Below are 20,782 nucleotides of genomic sequence, written 5' to 3' on the forward strand. Positions count from 1 at the left end.
ATGTTGGTTAAGTTCTTGTTGTTGCTCTGGAGTCATTTTTGTCTTTTCCCTACTCTTTTCTCTATCCCATACCCAATTGATGCTTTTGTCAAGTAGTTTATTTGTTCTTCAGCTTTGACTTGCTCCCAATTAGAACCACTCACATAGACGCTGCTTTTGAAACCCGAGGCAGAAAATTGGTTTAGCTAAATTTTTGTAAACTCTCAATAACCCCCGGCAGCTGTGAGGAAAAATTTTTCCGATGCAATTTGGGATTGATAACTATCAAATGTGTAGCCAAATAAGGCGATGTCATCCTGAAAGTGTTTTTCTACTAATTTTCTGGTTCTGTTGTTGTAATATTCTCGATAATCACGATGTTTTGACTTGTTTAAACAGGGCAGAGAAGCTTTAATATTTAGCCTTTGACAGACCCGATCAAAATCAGCTTCTAAAGTTTCGTATCTACCAACAAAGTCAACTATGATTCTGCCTTCTAAGTCAGTAATAAGATCTCTTTGTAGTTTAGTTGCTCCTTTGGGAAAGGGATTTTTTGTACTAATAACCCATTCCAAGTATTCTTCAAAACCAGCCAGAGATTTAACTAATTCATATCTAACATGATCTTTCTGCTTAAGAATAAAATGATAATAGGATACCTGCCAATCCCAAGGGTTTCTGACAAAAGAAAATTTATAAAAATTATTATATACTTCCTCTGACAGTTCTTTTCGCATATCTCTGGCTTTAGCGTGCCAAAGAGAGGATTCCCACATTTCATACAGGGGATTAATTTGCTCTCCTAACATTCTGGGAGGACGATTAATTTTGAATTTTTCAGGTTGTTGTGCATAAGGTTCTAAGACCGCTTTAACGCTTGTCCCCGCAGCTTTTGTGACATGAAAAAAAATGAACTGATGACTGTAGGATATTAACATTAATCTTACGGTGTGATAATAATAGCTCTGTCCGAGATTGGTAAGCGTATCAATTTTAGTATAAATTGGACTTGACAAGAGAGACAGAATCTAAATTGTCAGCTTGCCCATTCTGGCCTTCCTCTGGGATATGCTCTAGGGGTTAACCCGATAATGCCCAAAAATGGCTATTTCTTTAAGAACTGAGGATTTTCTGCAAGTTGTGTGAACAGTAAGACTGATGTAGAATGCTGCCAGGCATCGGAATCCCTAGACGGCCGTTATTGTACGCCTTGGCCTTACCATGGACTTTATATGACTGAAATCCCTAGCAACCAATCCAACTTAGTGATTTTAGGAGTCTCATCAATGACGAAAACTACCGCACCCGTTATTGCCTGGGATTTTCTCGGAATTAATCCCGCAGAAATCAACAAAAAACTTGTTTCCTGGGGAATTTCTCTGGATGAAGTCGTTCAAAAACTTGCCTCTCTTGGACTCCCCGGCATTATTTTCATTATTGCTGTTGCCGCATCCACTACTACAACCTATCCCATGATTTATGCACTTTTGGGGTTAGGCGGTCCGCTAGGGGTAATTGGTGGACTTGGGGTCTTAGGTATCTCTACTATTATTGGTGACATGGTTACGGGTTATGGCATTGAGGCAGTGCTGAAAGCGGTATATCTCAAACGTCGTGAAACAGAAACTCAAGAATATCTCATCAATGAGGTGAAAGGTTTGCCAATTTCTCCAGTTCTAAAACTTAACCTGAAAAAGGCTATTGAAGTAGAAATTGTTACCCAAGAACCCCTTTTCACTAGAGAAGTCGAAATTGTTGAAGAGTAGTTTTGACGGGGTTGCTGATTTGAGATATGAATCTTCTTTTCTGGGATTTTTAAAACCTAGACCCAAACTAACTTTTGCATCCGATAACATTCATACCTTGATTTAGCAACGCCTTATCATTGACAGGGACTAAAAGAGAGCCGGTGCTGAGAAGTAAGTCCATAGTTGCCAATCGCTTCTAGGTGTTGAGCGGTGCAATAACCCTTGTGACGAGGGAGTCCATAATCGGGATAGCGTCCGTGCCAACGGGTAATTAAGTCATCGCGCCAGACTTTGGCCACGATACTAGCCGCCGCAATTACTGGCGATTCTTGATCTCCCTGAATTACCGCCTTTTGGGGGATTGACAAATCTTTAACAATGTGCTTGCCATCGATTAAGCAGAGACTGGGGGAAAGGGGTAATTTGCCGATCGCTCTGCTCATTGCCAGTAGGGAGGCCTGAAAAATATTCAAGCGATCGATCTCTTTCACCGTAGCATAACCGATGCGACAAACAAAATCCCGTTGTATTTGCTGGCTCAACTTTTGCCGTTTTTGGGGGCTAAGTTGCTTACTATCTTTTACCCCCAACTCCCACAGCTGCGGAAAAAAAGAGGGGACAGTGACCACTACCGCCGCCACCACGGGTCCAAATAAAGCCCCGCGCCCCACTTCATCGACACCGGCAATTAAGGGTTCTGCGCTCATGACTCATCGGCAGTGGCGGAGGAACGACGACGACGACGACGCAGCACCGTAGTTTCAGGCTCTATTTGTGGCTCCTCCGTCACCTCGGCGTTCACTGGTGTCTCTAAAGGAATGACTTCGCTCGGAAAAACTGGAGTTTCGGGCGTAAGCGGTTCGGGCGTAAAAGTCTCTGGCGGACTAACTTCTTGGCTGATTTCCTGACCAACTTCGCTAGTGGTGGAACGACGACGACGACGCACCAAGGGGCGATTTTCGGATTCCTCGGCGGTTTCCGTCGCCTCTACCGGGGTAGCGGCGGCTGTCTCCTCGGCTTCTAGGGTGGGAGTCAAGGATATTTCGGGAGTGGCGGCCGTTTCTGGGTTTTCCGCTTCTCTTTCCCCTGGCAGTTTCACGGAAACAATCAGCGATTTCGGGTCTTTAAACTCCTTATCCACCAGAATCAGGGGAGAAATGCCCATTAAAGAATAAACTTCCTGTTCTACGGGGGTCATTTCCACGGAAACCCGCTCCCGTTCGCTGACGGGGATATTTTTGCTGGCATCTTCTCCCCGTTTCGAGAGACGGGCGGGGCGTTCTCGTTTTTCCTCAAGGCGTTGAGGTTCTGATTCTGGCTCGATTTCGTTGTTAACACCGTTAGTAGAGGCTTTTTCGCTCCGTTCCTCTTTTAGTAACAGTTCCGAGGGACGACGGCGACGACGACGGCGAGAATTATTAACCTGTTCTTGATAGTTGGGATGGAAGGAAAGATCTATCTCTTGGGCGTTTTCTTCGGCCTCAAATTCGGAGAAAACTTCTAGATAGGGTTCGGCAGCGGCAACGCTAGGAGCGCTCTTATCTGGTAGAACTTTTGTATTAGTTGGAGCAACGACAAGGGTTTCTTTTTCCGCGCGGCTAAGGGTGGGGGTTTCTAGGGCGATGGCGTTGCCTTCTCCTGGTAGATGGGCTAAATGGCCCAGTCCGCCGCAATGGTCACAGGTTTTGCCGAATAATTCATAAATGTTTTTCCCCTGACGCTTACGAGTTAATTCCACTAACCCCAATTCCGATAATTGGGCAATCTGAGGCCGGGCCTTATCGCTTTTCAGGGACTTATTAAACAATTCCAGCAGTTTCAACTGGTCGCGACGGGAATCCATATCGATGAAGTCCACCACCACCACACCGCCGATATTTCTCAAGCGCAGTTGTCGGGCGATTTCTGTGGCGGCCTCGCTATTAGTCCAGAGTACGGTTTCCCGGGCCGTGGCCGAACGGGTAAAGGAACCGGAGTTAACATCAATTACTGTTAAAGCTTCCGTCGGTTCGATGATAATGTACCCGCCGGAGGGTAAATCAACCCGGGGTTTCAGGGCTTCGCGAATGGCGGCGTTAACCCGGAAATAGTCGAGAATTGGCGGGGTTTCCCGATGGGAGTCGATATAAACCCCTTCGAGAGCTTTGCCGCCGCCCCAGTTCGTCAATTGCTGTTTAACTCGTTTTACCGCCATCGGGTTATCAACAACAATGCGATTGACATCGGCACTGTACATATCCCGCAAAACCCTTTGAATAAAGTCATCATCGCGGTTAAGCAGGGCCGGGGCGCGGGTGCTGACGGCCATCTGTTGGATGCTCTCCCACTGTTTTTGCAGAAATTCCAAGTCCTCGATAATCGCTTCTTCCGCTTTGCCTTCGGCCTCGGTGCGTACCAGCAAACCCATCCCCGCCGGTTTGACCAAAATCCCTAAAGCTCGTAAACGAGAGCGCTCGTCTTCACTGCGGATGCGACGGGAAAGATTCACCCCGCGACCATTGGGCATCAATACCAGATAACGACCGGGGAGAGTGACATTTCCCGTTAGTCGCGGTCCTTTATTGCCAGTGGGTTCTTTCATTACCTGTACCAGCACTTTTTGCTGGGGGGCCAGTAATTCCGTGATAGCGCCGGCGGTTTTTTTCAGTCTTAAGGGACCCAGGTCGGTGACATGAATAAAGCCATTGCGTTCCGCATCGCCAATATTGACGAAGGCCGCATCTATACCGGGTATGACATTTTCTACTAATCCTAGATAGATGTCGGCCACCTGCTGATTACCTGTGGCTACAACTAATTCCTGAATTTGATCTTCCCAAAAAACAGCCGCTATATGGTGTTGTTCGGCTATGATTATTTGTTTTGGCATTCAATTTCCTCAATCTTTCGGTTTCAAAAGCGACGGACTATGGGCTATTTGTCTATGCTTTGAGGCTACTTCTGGAAATCTGGTCTTGTTAAGAAAGTTCTAAGAAGATGAGTCCGCATCGTTAAAGCCTCATCTTGATATTCATCTGCCCCTCAGACGTGGGAACTGAGTCTTGGTTTCAGTTGTTAAGTCTGAGAGGCAACTGCCGGCTTGACCCACAATTAGACAAGCACAGCCAAGAGACGAGATTTTCAATTAATCCCTGAGTCTTGCTCGATAACAGCATTTTTTATCCGTTTCCGCCAGTTCTGTCTATCAGAATCTAGGAAAAAAGGAGTTTTTGAGTTACTCCCCTCGGCAACAGGTTTCTGTGGACGGGAAAAATAGCGCACTTTTCGATTTTCCAAAAACCACGATTCTTTTAAGAAATGCTTTAATCGAGTCTTATAGACGACTATAACTCACTCGGTCACTCTCTGACAAGACGATAAGTCTCCTAGGCAAGATAAATTTTTCGGGACAAGAAAGGAGTCAGTAGCTCAAATTCAGCAGTCAGGAGCAATGATAAGCAATAAAATAGACCTAAAAAGCTATATAGCGACTTTTTAGGCTAAAATTCCCTTTTTATCCCCTTTTTGCTTTCTCAAGAATTAATTAACCCGCCAGTACCGCTAGGATTATTGACGAGATGACCGGATTGACGGTCTCCTTAATCCCTTAATTCCTGTTCGGGCAAGGCGATAACGTTCAAAATTCCCTGTAAATCGGCTTCTGACTCGATTTCTAGCAATTCTTGCAGGTAGGGACGATAACGGTATAGTCGATAACCTTTCCCCTCTAACCATCGGGCTACGGCTAAATTACTGCCTTGATTACCTGCAATATTTTCGTAGAGAATAATCGGGGCAAAACGCTCGATTAACAGTTGACTACCTTCTAAAATCGGTAATTCGTGGCCTTCCGCGTCAATTTTGAGTAAATCCACCCTTTCTAACTGATAGGTATCAATTAAACTATCGAGGGTAAAACAGGGAACTGGTTCGTAATTGTCTGACTTTAATTGGGTTGCATCGGTAACGACTTCATTTAATTCACTAGCTTGCTCAAGAGATAAATAAACATTTCCTCCTTGATTACTGGCCGCTCCTCCACAGGGATAAACCCAAGAAAATTGATTAACCCGACAGGTTTCTTCTAGTAACTGGATACATTGAGAAAAAGGTTCTATAGCGATAACTTTTCCCGTCTTTCCGACTCGATGAGCGGCACTAAAAGTATAAACTCCAGCATTTGCCCCCACATCAATAACCGTCATTCCTTCCCTAATACTATGGCGCCAAAATTCCATTTCTGCTTCAAACCAATCTCCTTGGGCGAGTAAAACTCCCGTGACAAAACTGCGAAAACTTGCTTCTACAGCTAGGGTAATATCCCGATCAAAATCGAGATAGGTAAAGGGCTGATTTATATCTAAATTTGTCCAACTTTTCCCCGTTACTTTCGCTGTTTCTAACCAAAAATTAGCTAATTGTTGTTGTCCTAATCCCCGATAGGCTAAATAAAGAGCTTGCAAATTGTCAGCATCTTCTGGATCGAGATTAACGGCGCGATGGAGATGAAATAAACCCTCTAGCTGTTGATTAATTAATTTGGCGATACCTAATTGACGATTGAGATGACAGGAATTGGGGTTAACATGATTAGCTAATTCCAAAAATCTTACCCCATTTTGATTATAAAAAGCCAGGGATGAGCGATATAATATTTCTGTAGATAAGAACAAGGTCTGCTCGCTATAATTAGCAGTCTCCAATAAATCCCTTAATAACTCCTGTCGGTTATGGGCAGGAAAATAATAAATTAACCCTGGAGGATAATTAGCATTCACCGATGATACCACCTGGACTAAAGCATTAAAAGCATTTTGTGCCGCTAAATCTCGATCGCCAATTAGATAATAAACTAAAGCTAAATGGGCAGTAGCGAGGGGATAAACCGCCATTTCTAGGACTCTTTGCAGAGATTGAAAAGCCATCTCCACATACATCGATCGCATTGGGGAATTTTCCGCTTCAATTAAAGCCATCACCGCACAGTTATGAAAATCTAAAGCCGTTTCTGGTTCATCCCAATTAGTAGATAGATTTTCGGCGATTAAAAACTCTCCATCCATTGCCGGATTAATTGACTGGAGATACCGACGATAAAGCGCTAAATAATCACTCATAATCTAGTATGGCCTGCACCCATTTGGGCGGACGAGAAATCGGATTACCGAGGCGATCGAGAACTAATAACGCCACTAAATGCACGGCAAATAAGTATAATAAACTATTGACAAATATACCCGCAACTGCAACGGATTGCACTTGCAGCAGCGTCGGTTTAGCGAGAATCCCTAACCAGGTGAAAATCCAATCGATAAAATTAGTCGCTTGGGTAATCACATATAACCAGAGATTTTCGCCTAAAAGAATTGAAAATAGCCAAAAACGAAAGAATAAACCAAAAGCCCCCAACAGTCCCCCAGTCAAGATAGAAAATTCCCAGCGCGCACCCCGGCGCCAGCATAGCCCCAATTGTACCCCCATCAGGCCGTGGGGAATCAAAAAGACGATACTGCGAGTCGGTCCCATTAACACCGACAAAAGTAAACTAGAAACTAATGCTGTCATCCAAGCACAACGAGCACCCCAACGTAAATAGGCTAAAGCGATAGGAATCGGGAAGAAAACCCTTAATAACGGTCCGAGGGGAAAATAATAATCAATTAACCAGATTAAACTGGTAGCACTGGCCAAAAAAGCCGTCTCCACCGTGATCAGGGTAGAGATAGACTTGAGGGGAGATGGTTGGATAGGTTTAGCAGTGGGTAGATCTAGGGGTTTCCCCTCTTCCCCCATATCTACCCAATTGGTTTCATCTATTGTCTCTTCTGAGGATTGAGCGGCGGAATTAGCATGAGGATCGTTCATTCTATCAGTTATCCAGTGGTCGGGACGGGTTGGCCAGCTATTCTTAGCTTAGACTGGCGACTCCCAGTCAGACAAGAGGCAAAAAATGCTAAGTTGTTGACTATCTAAATGGGAGAGGGGTTGGGGGTGAGAGGTGGGGGAATTTAGAGAAAATTTCCCTGTTTCTCCTCAAAAAAACTGTCTTTAAATACCTTCTCAATCTGCTCCTAACTCCCGTAAACAAGATTTTAATTATCGATGATGGGAAAAGTGGTCATCTTTTTTGAGGTTGGGTGTCGGCCATCTCATTATATCAAAAAAGGTGGGCTTATAGCCCACCAGAAAAGTAGGCAAAAAACCTTAACGATAATTAGGACTTTGGATATCTCTAAGACGCGCTTCGGGGCGTTTAAATCTATCCATTTGTGCCTCAAAGAATTGACGATTTTTCAGTAAATGTTTGGGATTAGGATCGTCGAGGGGATAGAGTAAAGCAGTGCGTAGAGCTTGAATAACTGCCGAAGTCACATTATACATCGATCGCTGGAAACTAATACCCAATTGAATCAAAATATCATCTTCCCCCCGGCACTGTTGCTGATAGTAATCGATCAGATATTGTGGTAAAAAATGATACATATCATCCATTAACAACGTCGGGGGAATTCCCGCAGTACCGACGGGGAAAACATCCGCGTAAAGAATACCATAGTGAAAGTCTTTTTGTTGGTCGGGAACCTGTTTTGCTTGGGCATTATAGGACTTTGTACCCCGGAAGGGAGCAGTACGATAAAAGACTGCTTCTACATAGGGTAAAGCTGCTTCATAAAGCCAAGTAAAAGCCTTTGATCTGGGGATAATTTCGTAGCATTGACCATCAATATAAACGTGATGATAAATTGGCCGGCCAGCGATGGCAAAAATGCCATTAACGAGGAAATTCATGGCATCAGGAACACCTTTAAACCCGCCTTCATCGTAGATATCAGACATCTCGAAAAATACTGGAGCCATCACTTCCCAGAATAGTCCTAAATTAGAGTAATAGGACATCATCCGCACCTGTTCCAAGAACATATCGGGGAACAGGTCATAAAGTTTCATCATCACGGGGTTTTTCTTGAAATAGGCCTTAATAGCGCGGTCGGCATTTTGGCGATATTCTTCTGAATCAAGATAGGCATCAAATAAACCCCAACCCATATCGCGGCCATGCCATAACATGGCTTGCATACAAGCTTCGGCAAATTCCATATTAATACGGTCATGCCAAAGATGATGGATTAATCTGGGCATTTTTCTGGTTTTACCTTTATCCATGAATTCTAACAATTCAGGGTGAGCAGAACCCGTACCGCGCCAGATGCGTAAATCGGCATTATCGCCGGCATAATGATTTTGTAGGTCTAGGTATTCTTGGGGTAGAAAATATTTAAAAAAGGGCAAAGGATCGAGGAAAACTCGTTCGGCAATATAGAGCAGATCTCGCCAATAAAAATCCATCGGTACAGCATAAGCTTTATAAATGCCGATAATTTGCATCAGGTTTTCGGGAGTATCCGGCAACATGGATCCACCCGCTTCTAAACGGTGGATAATGTCGGCGAATTCGTGAGTAGAAGGGGGAATTTTGGCTTTGATTAATGTCCCAGTCATAGTTTTAGGTAAAGTAATTAGCAGCGGTTACAATAATTCGGAAACAGCAAGGGATAACTAACTATTACTCAAAAATTTACCCCGATTCAACCAGTTGGTTTTTGAGGACTTTTGCGGAGATTTTTTGAAGACAAAACTAGGTTTTGCTTCCCCCGATAAGCTGGCAACCATCGAGTTAGTGGTGGGTTCAATCCAACGGACTAAATAATTGGGTTGAATACCTAAAAAGACGATTAATACCATTAGGACAAAAGCGGGGATAGTTTCCGATTTCAGGACTTTGGGATAGTAGGCAAGTTTATTATCCAATTTACCAAAACAGGTGCGATTAAGCAGGATAACAAAGTAAACCGCCGTTAAACCGGAAGCGATGATACAGAGAACCGTCTGCACGGGAAAACGGGAGAAACTACCCTGAAAAACGATAAATTCCGCCACAAATCCCACTAATCCGGGGATCCCAGCGCTGGCCATACCGGCGAGAATTAACAGGGCGCTAACCAAGGGTAAACCGCGAATTGGGTTCATTAAACCGTTTAAAACGTCTAAATCTCTGGTTCCGGCTTTGCGTTCGACGATGCCCACCAGATAGAATAAGAGGGCGAGAATGAGACCGTGGCTAATCATTTGCGCGACGGCACCAAGGACGCTTAAACCCGTGCCGGCGGCGGCTGCTACCAGTATATAGCCCATGTGACCGATCGAACTGTAGGCCACCATGCGTTTAATGTCTTTTTGGGCAATAGCGCTCAAGGCCCCATAAATAACGCTAATAACGCCGATAATTGCCAGTCCGGGGGCGATTAAAGACCAAGTTTCCGGGAATAATTGCAGACCAAAGCGAACTAAGCCATAAGTACCGAGTTTAGCGAGGATACCACCTAATAAAATGGCTGTAGCGGGGGAAGCTTCCGTATAGGCATCCGGTAGCCAAGTATGGAGAGGTACGAGGGGGATTTTGATGCCAAATCCCACTAACAGCAGAGTTAAGAGTAGTAACTGGGTTTTTTGGGAGAAATCGGCGGTGGAGAGGGAGGAATAGTCAAAAGTACCACCGTTGAGGAAACCTATGCCTAAAAATGCCGCTAGGACTAATAATCCGGAGACGGCAGTGTAGAGAAGAAATTTAATCGAAGCATAGCCACGTTTTTCGCCTCCCCAGATAGCAATCATCAGATAAAAGGGGATTAATTCTAGTTCATAGAAAACGATGAACAGCAGCAGGTTTTTGGCCATTAATGCCCCAGAAACCCCGGAGTTAATCAGGAGGATTAGGATGTAATAAAGTCGGGGACGCTCTATTTTTTCTTCGCTACTATAGATAGCTATTCCTGTCAAGAAACAGTTTAAAATAATTAACGGTAAGGACAAACCATCGACTCCGAGGTTATAACTTAAACCGATTGGTTTTGCCCATTCGCGGTATTCAGAAAATTGAAAGCCATTGCTGGTTAAGTTATATTGGGTCAGCAGATATAAAGACCACAAGAAGACGGCGGCAACAAAAAAGATGGTTATTTGACGTAATTTTGCTGGCGCAAATTTATCGGGGAAAAGACCGACGATAATTGCTCCAATTATTGGCAACCAAAGCAGGGTACTGAGCATATTGGGATCGATCAAATTTATAATGACTGGGATGAGAAAACGATTAGCCAACAAACACGATGACTAATCGGTAATTGACTAGATTAAACTCACTTTGCCGCTATCGAGATCATAGTAGGCTCCAACAATTTTTAATTGTTTTTTATCTACTAATTCACCCATGACCGGGGATTTGCCTAATTTCTCTACTTGATAGTTAACGTTGGATTTAATTGCTCGCTCAAGTTGGTTGGATCCGGGTTGTCTTTCGGCCCGCTCAACTCCCACCTGTAGGCCATCGATTAAACTACCGATTCGACCAGGGAAACGCCCCCCTTCAATGGTAGCTTTTACCGCTCCACAACGGGAATGGCCGAGTACAACAATTACCTTAGCTCCTAACACCAACGTGCCGAACTCTAGACTACCAATTTCTTCAGAAGTGGCTAAATTTCCCGCTACCCGACAAACAAATAGATCTCCTAATCCTTGATCAAAAACGATTTCTGCCGGCACGCGAGAATCGGCACAGCCCAAAATTGCCGCAAAAGGGGCTTGACTTTCGGCTACTTCTGTGAGTCGCACCTGATCGCGGTTAGGACTTTTTTTTCTTCGTTCCCAGAAACGTTGATTGCCTTCCATGAGCATAGTTAAGGCCTGATCTGGGTTCAATCCTTGATTTTGAGCGGTTAGCGATGGCTGGGAATTAACGGTGGTTTGGGCGTTAGTTTTGGACAACTGAGAACCCAAAACAGTGGCGGCTAGACTGGTTCCCAAAAAACCACCACCATAACGGATTAATTGACGACGAGAGGTATTGAACATCGGTAGTTGTTTCTATTAATCAGGACAAATCCTATTGTCAGGGCCGGGGATGCTAAAGAAAAGCCTAAGTTATCAAATCTTTAACTGAAAACTAGAGAAATTTGTGATAGTAGGGGCCAGCAGATGATAATACCAATCAAAGCCACCCCCAAAATAATCGACAGAAAGTAAAATTGGGTCTGGCCCGAGACGTTATATTTCAAACTCTGACCACCAAAAACCGTGGCTAATCCCACCAAGTTAACGATCCCATCCACCAGAAAGGTATCGATCCAGTTAATAATTTGCGAGATTAATCCGACGACAAAAACGATGGTAACTTTATACAATTGGGCTGTATAAAGGTCGTTGGCGAAGAAATCTTGAACGGCTTTCGGTTGAAAAACGATCGGTTTGGGGATATTTTCATTTAGATAAATATATGCCGCCGGAATTACGCCCGCAGCAGTGGCAAGTACCAAGAGAAAAGCCACTCCCAGATTTAAGTCACTGGGTAATAAATGCCATTGTGCCAATAAAATCGGCAGATGAAGGGCGAAACCCATGGTCACAGTCATGGGGATAACTAAGGGCCAAAGAGCTTCTGGAGAGCGCAGGGTCATTGGTTTGATTTTGCCGCCAAAGAAAACACAGAATTCTCTAGTGACACTAAAGGCAGTTAAAGCATTGACCAACAATAGCACTAATAACAGTAAACCACTGATTTCTGCTAGGCGATCGCCCATGCGGGCCAATGACCAAAAACCACCAAAGGGAGGCAGTGCGACTAAACTAGCGGCACCGACGAGATAACAAATGCCGGAAACGGGACGACGGGACCATAAACCCCCGTATTGGCTTAAATCTTGGCTGATATTATTCCAAACGATGTTACCCACCACCATGACTAACAGGGACATAGCGATCGCATAAGTAAAGAGTAACACTAAAGCGGTTTCCGTTTGTCCGGTGGCCACAGCGATAAAAATCAGTCCCATGTAGGCACTGACGGAATAGGAAAGGGAGCGCTTAACATCGATCTGGGCGATCGCAATTAAACCCGCACCGATGGCAGTGACAGAGCCAACAACGATCATTACTTGCAAGGTTAGGGGCGATAATTGTAGCACCGGCTCTAATTTGACCAATAACCAAGCGCCAGTGGAAACGACGACGGTATTCCGCAGAATTGTCGCCGGCATCGGTCCTTCCATGGCCTCATCTAGCCATAAATGCAGGGGAAATTGAGCGCATTTGCCCATCGGACCTGCAATCAGGGCTAAACAGAGTAAATTAGCCACATTGGGGTTTAAATTGGCTGTAGCCGCCCATTCTGCTAATTGGTCAAAGTTCCAGGTTCCCGCCAGGGGTAAAAGGGCCACCACTCCCATCAACAGGATTAAATCGCCAATCCGTTTAGTCAGAAAAGCATCCCGCGCCCCCGTTACCACCAGAGATTGATTAAACCAGAAACCAATTAGCAGATAAGTGCCGAGGGTGAGAACTTCTAGCACACAATAGCTGAAAAATAGCGAATTACAGATAACGAGGGCGCACATACCTCCTTCAAAGAGAGCGACGAGAGAATAAAACCTTGCCCAACCCCAATCCATTTCCAGATAGGCGATCGCATATACCTGAGCGGCGAGGTTTAAGCCAGTAATTAGCAATAAAGCCCCAATATTAACAGCCGAAATCTGCACATCTAAAGATATGCTTAAATCTGCGGCATTTAGCCAATTAAATGCTAAAGATTGCGGCGGACGACCCCAAACGGCGAGCAAAGCAAAAAGGCTATGCAAAAAAGCCCAGCAGGTCATGATCAAGTTCAGATAACCGGCCGGTCGCGGGCCGGTTTGCCGGATAATACCGGGAGACCAGGGTAGGGCGAGAAGTGCGCCCGCAAGGGCATAAAGAGGTACCAACCAGATAGTCTGGCTGAAGGACTCGAACATATAACCACCTCAAGAAGAAAAATGATCCTGAATTAAAGTTTAAGGTTTAATGGCTCACTAATAAGCTGTGAGCATTTTTTAACGGGGCATTAATGGGGATGGTTTGACTAGCTTCCAGCAGGTATTTTAAAAAAGCATCGGCAATCACGGAAAGTTGTTTTCCGGCCAGGTAACAAACGTACCAATTGCGCTGAATTGGAAACTGTTCCACGTCGAGGATGGCCAATTCGCCGTTTTCCCCTTCCGAGATGAGAGTATGCTTAGAGAGTACCGATAGCCCCAAACCGCCAGAAATAGCCTGTTTAATCGCCTCGTTACTGCCTAATTCCAAGCGCACCCTAACTTTAATATCGTGGAGATTAAATAATTTTTGTACCGCTTGGCGGGTTCCGGATCCCGATTCGCGCATAATAAAAGGTTGATGGTTGAGGGACTCAAGGGGGAGATTTTTCTGCCCCACCAAGGGATGATCCCGTCGCGCCACCACCACTAGGGGATTTTCCAGAAAAGACTGAGAACAAAGTTCCACTTCTTCCGGCGGTTGACTGAGAATATAGAGGTCATCCTCGTTGTTTAACATTCGCTCTTGCAGTTTCTGATGATTAGTCACTTGCAGGGCGATGTCAATACCGGGATACTGTTGACAGAATGCCCCCAGTAATCGCGGCACAAAGTATTTAGCGGTAGTAATCACGCCTAAAGTCAGCTTTCCCTGTTTAGTTCCCTTAATATCGGCCACTTTCATCTGAAAGTTGTCCAATTTATTAAAAATCTCTTGACAGGTGAACAGTAATTCCTGACCCGCTTCGGTTAAAAATAAACGTTTGCCGATTTGCTCGAATAGCGGTAAACCCACGGCTTTTGTGAGTTGTTTGACTTGGGTTGAGACGGTAGGTTGAGTGATAAATAACTCCTCGGCCGCCTTGGTAAAGCTACTGTGTCGAGCGGTAGCCTCGAAAACCCTTAACTGGTGCAGGGTTGCCTGTATCAAGTTCTTATCCCCTTCTCAATAACAACTATTTGTTACCATCAATCCTAACGCTTTTATAGATTTTAGTCAATTAACTTTTTGATAAATATAGACTCTACTAGATATAACCACAGCTTAAGACCTTTCGTCGGCCGTCGGCCTTGAATCAGTTATCAGTTATCAGCCTTTTTCTCCCATCTTCCATCTCCCATCTCCCATCTCCCTCCTCCCATCTCCCTCCTCCCATCTCCCATCTCCCATCTCCCCAATTGATAATTGATAATTGATAATTCCTAATTTCCCCTCCCCAATTCATAATTCATAATTCATCATTCATAATTATCTTGCTACAATCAGAAAACAACTATCTATTAAAATTAAAAGACAATGGTTAGTTATCTTGATATTGACGACGATCTTCTTTTCCCGGATAGCGATGGTCAACCGATGGCAGATAATACCGAACAATATGAGTGGATTGTTAAAATTAAGGAGAATTTAGAGATTATCTTTGCCGATGACCCTAAGGTGTTTATTGCTGGAGATTTACTCTGGTATCCTCTGCGTTCTACTTTGGTTTCACCGGTTGCTCCTGATGTGATGGTAGCTTTTGGCCGTCCCAAAGGACGAAGGGGTTCCTATCGTCAATGGCAGGAGGAAAATATCGCTCCTCAAGTGGTTTTTGAAATTCTATCACCGAAGAATACAAAAGCAGAAATGAGTCGAAAATTAGAGTTTTATGACACATATAGGGTAGAAGAATACTATTTATATAACCCGATGCGCTGTCGTTTACAAGGATGGCAAAGACAGGGAGAAAAATTAAGAGAAATTATACCTATCAATGACTGGATAAGTCCCCGTTTAGGTATGCGTTTTATCTGGGATAAATCTAGTTTAGAATTGTACCGTCCCAATGGAGAGAAATTTTTAACAACTGTTGAGTTAGAGTCTCAAATGCGTCAAGAAAAGAAACGCGCCGATAAAGAAAAGAAACGTGCCGATAAAGAAAAGAAACGCGCTGATAAAGAAAAACAACGTGCGGACCGACTAGCGGAACGCTTACAGGCGTTAGGATTAAATTTAGAAGAAGAATAATCCCATTTTTCTTTATTCGTAGCAGACATGACCGGGTGCATCTCCTATTTGTGATTTTCTCTCACATATAGATGAGCAGCAGCAGTTGTTCAAAGCGGGCGAATGCAATTCGCCCCTACAATGATATTATTGCGCCAATGGTACAAAATGTCATCTAGATATTTATCCAAAATTGAGATGCACTAGGCATAACCATCTCTGCCATTACTTTGGAAAAATGGTATTTAGATCAAGTTTTTTTCATAGGTTATTAGTAAACAGTTATCAGTAAACTGATAACTGATAGCTAAAAAAATCCCTAAACTTCTAATAAGTTTTCCAGGCGATCAAGAACGATATCGGTGATACACTTAATCCGGTATAAACAGGCTTTAGTATCTGTGGAGTTGAAAGTGCCATTTTCCCAATATTTGTTACTACCGGCACCCCCCCCACAAACCCCAAAATAATCGCAGTTTTGCCGACATGAATCGACTCCACCGCGCATATCAGCGTAAATTTGTTGAAATTTCTCAGTTTCACAGATAGATTCTAGGGAATCGGTCAAAACATTACCAAAGATAAAATCGCCGTAGGGTTGGGTTTTAATCGATAGTAATTCCGGATCAAAGGTGGAAAAATTACCTTCATGATCGAAATTGACAATCATAAAAGGTCGGTTCATATCAGTATTTTCTAAGCGTTCATCGGCATAAATCAAACTACAGATTGATTCAAATTCCCTCAGCTTAAATTCTCCTTGTTTAGCCGTGACTAACTCCCAAAATCTGGCGATAAACTGGCGATAACGTTGTTCAATACCTAATTTATCTAAGGAAGATTGTGAATGAATACCCTCGGTTTCTTCCATATTAAAAGCCACATCGGTAAGACCATGATCCCAAAAAAAGTTAAAAATTTCGTCGGGATAGTCGAGGGAATCTTCTGTTAAAACAGCGATAACACTCACATCAATTTTATGTTTTTGCAAGAAAGAAATCCCCCGCATCGTAGCAGCATGACTGCCAGTTCCCTTGCGGTTTTGTCGGTGGATATCGTGAATAAAAGCCGGTCCATCAAGACTGACTCCCACATAAACATCATGCTTTTTAAATAATTGACACCAAGCATCGTTAATATAAGTGGCGTTAGTTTGTACCGAATGACGAAAACAGTAACCCTGCTGATTATATTTCTCGCTAACTTCTGCAATTTTAGCAAAGGCACTTTCATAAAAACTGATGGGAACTGCTAAGGGTTCGCCGGCGTGCCAGCAAATGGTAAAATCATCTTGGAGAAAACGACTACTAAAAACCCTCTGAAAAATCGGCTCGATTAAATCTAAGGATAGGGTATTTTTTAAATGGCGATCAGGTAAATAACAGTAATCACAATTGAGATTACAAAAAGAAGTCGGCTGCACGACTACTAAAGTAATTGGACCACAATCCGACCAATCTATATTTATGGTTTTTTTCATGATTCTATTGTTTAAATTCTCACTTAAGTTATGATAACTGATTCTGGGAAGTCTATCTTAATTCTACCTATACTATTTCCTATTCCCTCAATAATAAATAATATAATTGACCAGGAGTATTAATTAAACCGGCTCTCTCGCCAGCATTTTTTCCTGTTCCCATAAAAATATCTACCCTCCCAGTACCTTTAATCGCGCTGCCAGTATCTTGATCGAGAACATAGCGACTAACTAATTTTTTATTAAGATTTTCCTGGGGAATTTCTGTCTCAATTACAGCTAAAGCACCGGGGGGAAAAATACTTTTATCTGTAGCGATCGACCTTTCTGGTAAAACCGGAACTCCAATACTACCAGTGGCAGGTGCGCCGTGGGTTTCTCGAAAGAAAATAAACCGATTATTGCGGGGAATATAATTCTTTAATTGCTCGGGATTATTTCTGAGAAAATCTAAAACCATTGGTAAGGTTAAACCCTCGGCGGGAAAAATACCATCGGCAATCATTTCTTTTCCTAGACTTGTGTAGGGATGCTCGGTATTGCCATCAAAACCGATGCTCATAATTTGACCATTAGGTAAACGTAATTTCGCCGAACCTTGCACATGAACTAAATAAGCTTCTAGGCGATCTTTTAACCAGACTAACTCGTATCCCGCTAGACGGCTATTTTCCCCTAGTAAACCATCTTTTCCCTCTAATTCTACCCTAGCCGGATGGGGTTTAGACCAGCGAGAAAAGTTAGAGGGGCGGCGATAGAGAGGATATTTATATTCGGCGGTTTTTTGCCGACTTGCTTGATAAATTGGCTCAAAATAACCAGTAAATTTAACATCACCTTGGCTATCATTACCTAAAGAACGATACCAAATAAATTCTTTTTTAACTGCCTTTTGTAGAGCTGCGGGAGTGGGAGAATTCTGCACTAATTGACGAAAACGTACTAAGGAACGCTGGACTCGCTGACGAGTTATTTCAGGAATAGGATAATTTTGATAGGTGCGGATCGCTGCCGAGCTATTCAGATAACGTAAACTATGATCGATCGCTTGTAGTAGGGTTTTTTTGTCCGTTAGCAGTCGTTCATCGTATCCCGTAGATGTTCCTAATTGTGAGATTTCAAAACGTTCTAGGGGCAAATTTGCGGGAGTGAGGGCAATTAATCCCAAGCTGAGGGGGAGGAGTGTCAAAAGGTGTTTCATGGTGACAGGAGTGGGCAGCTATTGACTCGATTAACAATCAAGAAGGATAAATGAGAAAAGTTGTTTATTATTTATATCTTTAGGATGGTTGTTGACGATAAATCTTAATTTGTTCCAAGCGAGGGCCTACCTTAGAAATGATGGTAAATTCTAAACTTTGGTAATATAGTTGTTCTCCCACCCTCGGTATTTTTTGCCAATGATGGAGGACAAAACCAGCTAGGGTTTGGTATTCATCGGCCAAGGGTAAACTTAAATTTAATGCTTTGTTCACCTCCTCTAAATTCATTTGTGCTTGCACGAGAAAAGTTGATTCATCGAGGATTTGATATTCCACTGTTCCCGATTGATCACTAGGGGAAAAAGTTCCCAGAATCTCGCCGATTAAATCTTTGAGGGTTAATAAACCAGCTGTTCTGCCAAATTCATCCACAATGATAACCATCTTTAAGGATGATTCCTGCATCACTGTTAGTAATTCATTTAAAGGGGTAGTTTCGGGGAAAAAACGCACAGGTTTTAACCAAGGTTTAATCGGGGTCGTTAAATTTAACTGACCTTCGGCAAGGGGTAAAGCTAAATCTTTAAAATCGATCAAACCACGGATATCATCACCGGAATTTCCTTCCACAGGATAACAAGAATAGCCACTATTAACGACTTGGAGCAGTAATTCCTGAAAAGTTGCCGTTGAGGGAATAGCTATTAAACGGTTATGGGGAACCATGATTTCTGCGGCAGTGATTTCGCTAAACTGGAAAACATTATTTAAAATTTTCCTTTCCGCTGCTTCTAATCCCGTTAATTCTTCTTCCATGCTGATAATTAATTGTAATTCCTCGGAAGTTACCCGACTAGAACGCTGTAGATCCACTTCGGGGATACGGGTTAAAACCAATAAAAAACGAGTTGATTGGTTAAGAATACCGATAAAAGGCTTAAAAATCCGGGAAATAACGCCAATGGGTGCCGCTAATAATCGCGCCATCGGTTCGGCATAAATTAAAGCTAGAGATTTGGGATAAAGTTCCCCAAAAACTATCTGGAGATAGGCAACGATTAAAAAAGCTAGACAAAGAGAGAATCCATGGGAGAGAAGATTTTGCCAGTTTAAAGAAAAGGGTAAAAAACTTAGTAATTTCCTCACAAAAACGGTCATGGTACTCTCCCCGATCCAACCTAAAGCTAAACTAGAAAGAGTGATGCCTAATTGGGTAGTGGAAAGTAAGCGATCGAGACTTCTTTGTAGAGATTGTACCGTCTGCGCTGGCACATCTCCCGCAGCCACTAGCTGACTGATGCGGGTACGACGGACAGACACAAGCGAAAATTCGGCCGCTACGAAAAAAGCATTGAGGACGATTAGTAAAAAGACTAAAATTAAACGAGTCAATAAATCCTGATTATCCATAGCGAAAAGGCAAAATTCGCCTTTTTTAAAGCCTATCCTTTGGTTTCGTCCTTTGATTGCGGTTTGTTTTTCTGTTGTTGCATATAAACTTTCACTCTTTTAATTACTTCTTCTTCTTTAACCGGGATAAAAGTTTGATTGCGACCATAACTGGTGCGATCGTTGGTAAACTTTTTAGCGGGGTTGATATCCGGTTGACTGACTCCCTTCAGGGAGGCGATTCCCAATTGATAGGCTACCCAACCGCTACCGAAGCCAGCGGCTACCATGGCTACCATCAAAAGGAGTCCTAACTGCAAGGAGGTGCTGATTGAAAAATTTTTCATCTTGGTGGGGCTGAATTTTCACGTTCAGAGTAATTACCGATCTATAATGAGTTATTAGTATAACCCAGGGTTGGCCGAGCGGTTGAGGCAACGAACTCATAATTCGTGCTAGGCAGGTTCAACTCCTGCACCCTGGATAGTTTTGATGGCTTCGGGTGATCGGCTTCGACTGCACTGGAGTAGGCGGCGGTGACAGATTACCTGACCTTTTTCGGCTGCTTTGAGAACAGAAGTACAATCATTAATTTTATCCTTTTCATTTTTCAGGAAAGCTAAAAAAAACAAGAATCCCAGTAGTGTAGCTTTTTTGATGAACGAATCAATTCCCCAATGTTAGGTAATAGCAAATCCTGTTTTGAAAAGCTGACAACAATCAATCATATAGTCATTGCCAAAAAGCTCGAATCATTAAAAATTTGATTTCCCCAAAACTTTGCGCTTTAAAGCTAGAACACGAGGACGCGCACCTTGACTAGAAAATCCTAACCCTTCACGGAATATTTCGGGCATATAATAACGAACTGCATCTTCTTTATCCTTGTCCTCATAAATTACTCCCATTTGCTCAAGAACATTGACTGTATCAGCATCCAGATTAAACTGTTCTAGGGAAAAAGGAATTTTTTTATCACTATATCTAGGGTTTGCTGAAAAAGTCGCTCAAAGAATTATGCTATTGAGTGCCAATAATTTGTCGCCCAAGTGATAAGTTTTACTTGAGTAAAATCACTTTTAACATAATTTTTATTAAAGCGTTGCCGACAT

Annotated in this window: 17 protein-coding genes and 1 tRNA gene; 3 read left to right on the forward strand and 15 right to left on the reverse strand. The window is 43.2% G+C overall.

The features are described from left to right. Positions 1–203 precede the first annotated feature (203 nt). The gene (locus tag MiAbW_RS17265; protein WP_151697113.1) at positions 204–917 is read right to left on the reverse strand and encodes a sulfotransferase family 2 domain-containing protein; all 714 of its coding nucleotides are present in this window, start codon (positions 915–917) and stop codon (positions 204–206) included. A 348-nt stretch (positions 918–1,265) separates the two neighbouring features. Here MiAbW_RS17265 and MiAbW_RS17270 point away from each other — a divergent pair, with 348 nt between their 5' ends. Beyond that, a complete protein-coding gene (locus tag MiAbW_RS17270) occupies positions 1,266–1,745 on the forward strand; it encodes a hypothetical protein (RefSeq protein WP_151697128.1) in 480 nt (159 codons plus the stop codon). 116 nt (positions 1,746–1,861) lie between these two features. On the opposite strand, the gene MiAbW_RS17275 is transcribed toward MiAbW_RS17270, so the two are convergent. The 9 genes from MiAbW_RS17275 to MiAbW_RS17315 form a co-directional block, all read right to left on the reverse strand. After that, positions 1,862–2,434, reverse strand: coding sequence for a ribonuclease HII (locus MiAbW_RS17275; protein ID WP_151697114.1), 573 nt, complete (start codon positions 2,432–2,434; stop codon positions 1,862–1,864). Then, a complete protein-coding gene (locus tag MiAbW_RS17280) occupies positions 2,431–4,596 on the reverse strand; it encodes an Rne/Rng family ribonuclease (protein ID WP_151697115.1) in 2,166 nt (721 codons plus the stop codon). Before MiAbW_RS17280 ends, MiAbW_RS17275 begins: the two co-directional genes overlap by 4 nt. A 709-nt stretch (positions 4,597–5,305) precedes the next feature. Further along, a complete protein-coding gene (locus tag MiAbW_RS17285) occupies positions 5,306–6,823 on the reverse strand; it encodes an FkbM family methyltransferase (protein WP_151697116.1) in 1,518 nt (505 codons plus the stop codon). Further along, complete coding sequence (locus tag MiAbW_RS17290; RefSeq protein WP_151697117.1) at positions 6,816–7,571, reverse strand: DUF2232 domain-containing protein; 756 nt, start codon at positions 7,569–7,571, stop codon at positions 6,816–6,818. Before MiAbW_RS17290 ends, MiAbW_RS17285 begins: the two co-directional genes overlap by 8 nt. A gap of 339 nt (positions 7,572–7,910) precedes the next feature. After that, positions 7,911–9,206, reverse strand: coding sequence for a CO2 hydration protein (locus tag MiAbW_RS17295; protein WP_151697118.1), 1,296 nt, complete (start codon positions 9,204–9,206; stop codon positions 7,911–7,913). A 57-nt stretch (positions 9,207–9,263) separates the two neighbouring features. Beyond that, on the reverse strand, positions 9,264–10,814 hold the full coding sequence (locus tag MiAbW_RS17300; protein WP_151697119.1) for an NADH-quinone oxidoreductase subunit M: 1,551 nt from the start codon (positions 10,812–10,814) through the stop codon (positions 9,264–9,266). Between the two features lie 78 nt (positions 10,815–10,892). Beyond that, entirely contained in the window at positions 10,893–11,618 is a 726-nt protein-coding gene (locus MiAbW_RS17305) for a carbonic anhydrase (protein WP_151697120.1), read from the reverse strand. Positions 11,619–11,698: 80 nt separating this feature from the next. After that, complete coding sequence (locus MiAbW_RS17310) at positions 11,699–13,552, reverse strand: NAD(P)H-quinone oxidoreductase subunit F (RefSeq protein ID WP_151697121.1); 1,854 nt, start codon at positions 13,550–13,552, stop codon at positions 11,699–11,701. Positions 13,553–13,598: 46 nt separating this feature from the next. After that, entirely contained in the window at positions 13,599–14,543 is a 945-nt protein-coding gene (locus MiAbW_RS17315; protein ID WP_151697122.1) for a LysR family transcriptional regulator, read from the reverse strand. A 366-nt stretch (positions 14,544–14,909) separates the two neighbouring features. Between MiAbW_RS17315 and MiAbW_RS17320 the strand changes: the two genes are divergently transcribed. After that, positions 14,910–15,620 (forward strand): Uma2 family endonuclease, encoded by a 711-nt coding sequence (locus MiAbW_RS17320; RefSeq protein WP_151697123.1) that lies wholly within the window; start codon positions 14,910–14,912, stop codon positions 15,618–15,620. Between the two features lie 298 nt (positions 15,621–15,918). Here MiAbW_RS17320 and grrM read toward each other — a convergent pair whose 3' ends face one another. The 4 genes from grrM to MiAbW_RS17340 all read right to left on the reverse strand — a co-directional run bounded on the left by grrM (position 15,919) and on the right by MiAbW_RS17340 (position 20,017). Next, complete coding sequence (gene grrM / locus MiAbW_RS17325; RefSeq protein ID WP_151697124.1) at positions 15,919–17,079, reverse strand: cyclophane-forming radical SAM/SPASM peptide maturase GrrM/OscB; 1,161 nt, start codon at positions 17,077–17,079, stop codon at positions 15,919–15,921. Positions 17,080–17,158: 79 nt separating this feature from the next. Further along, positions 17,159–18,280, reverse strand: a complete 1,122-nt coding sequence (mltA, locus tag MiAbW_RS17330) for a murein transglycosylase A (RefSeq protein ID WP_151697125.1) — start codon at positions 18,278–18,280, stop codon at positions 17,159–17,161. 79 nt (positions 18,281–18,359) lie between these two features. After that, the gene (locus MiAbW_RS17335) at positions 18,360–19,691 is read right to left on the reverse strand and encodes a hemolysin family protein (RefSeq protein ID WP_151697126.1); all 1,332 of its coding nucleotides are present in this window, start codon (positions 19,689–19,691) and stop codon (positions 18,360–18,362) included. A 32-nt stretch (positions 19,692–19,723) separates the two neighbouring features. Next, complete coding sequence (locus tag MiAbW_RS17340) at positions 19,724–20,017, reverse strand: hypothetical protein (protein ID WP_151697127.1); 294 nt, start codon at positions 20,015–20,017, stop codon at positions 19,724–19,726. A gap of 64 nt (positions 20,018–20,081) precedes the next feature. On the opposite strand from MiAbW_RS17340, the gene MiAbW_RS17345 reads away from it, so the two are divergent. Continuing rightward, a tRNA-Ile gene (locus tag MiAbW_RS17345) sits at positions 20,082–20,154 on the forward strand. Between the two features lie 271 nt (positions 20,155–20,425). Here the strand turns inward: MiAbW_RS17345 and MiAbW_RS17355 are convergent. Further along, a complete protein-coding gene (locus MiAbW_RS17355; RefSeq protein ID WP_238707331.1) occupies positions 20,426–20,578 on the reverse strand; it encodes a hypothetical protein in 153 nt (50 codons plus the stop codon). Between the last annotated feature and the right edge of the window lie 204 nt (positions 20,579–20,782).

It is taken from the genome of Microcystis aeruginosa NIES-4325 (assembly GCF_008974145.1).
Lineage (GTDB): Bacteria > Cyanobacteriota > Cyanobacteriia > Cyanobacteriales > Microcystaceae > Microcystis > Microcystis aeruginosa_G.